The sequence below is a fragment of the Neisseria sp. P0021.S006 genome, from assembly GCF_051956895.1.
On sequence record NZ_JBQCWZ010000773.1, the window covers coordinates 1 to 670 of the forward strand.

The 670-nt window shown below is 40.0% G+C and carries 1 pseudogene; it reads left to right on the forward strand.

What is annotated here, in order from left to right:
* Nucleotides 1–27 precede the first annotated feature (27 nt).
* A pseudogene (locus tag ACTHUM_RS17025) lies at nucleotides 28–670 on the forward strand (transferrin-binding protein-like solute binding protein); the annotation flags it as partial.

Sequence of the window (670 nt, forward strand, 5' to 3'; positions counted from 1 at the left end):
GACTTTAACAGCAATGATGAAGTCAAAATGGACGGCGTTGTGTTATTTAACAAGACCACTGATGGCAACGCAACCCAAACTACATGGACAAGCTACGCTTCTGTTATTGCCAAAGTATATTCAAAAGGCAATACTCAAACTGATGTCAGCGAACAAACGGGCAAAGAGAAAAATACCGAATTCGCATACGGCAAATCAACTTTGGATGAACGTATTGTTGAACTTTATAAGAAGTTAGAAGCTGAAAAAGAAAATCTAAAAAAAGAACAAAACTCAGAGTCTGGCCAAGTTGATCATGACAAAATAAAGGAAATTAAAGCTAAAATTAGAGACTTAGACGCTTTATACCAAAAAAATCTGCAACATCGTACTGGTCTGGCAACCTTTAATAAAATTGACAGCGATAAGTTAGCCTACTTCCGCACTGATAAAAATGGCTTAGTCTTCGATAAACAATTCGATGGCGTTTATGTTATCAACTTTGATGACGGCACCAAAATTGTGTTGCATGATCCTTCTGCGGCCGGCTGGACATATCAAACCTTCGCGTATTACACCGACCCTAAAGGACATGTATACCAAGGCTACCAAAGCCTGGGCGATGAAACTGTCTTCACAACCCTGCCTGCTAAAGGAACAGCCACCTACAAAGGTATTTCCACTGCCTATG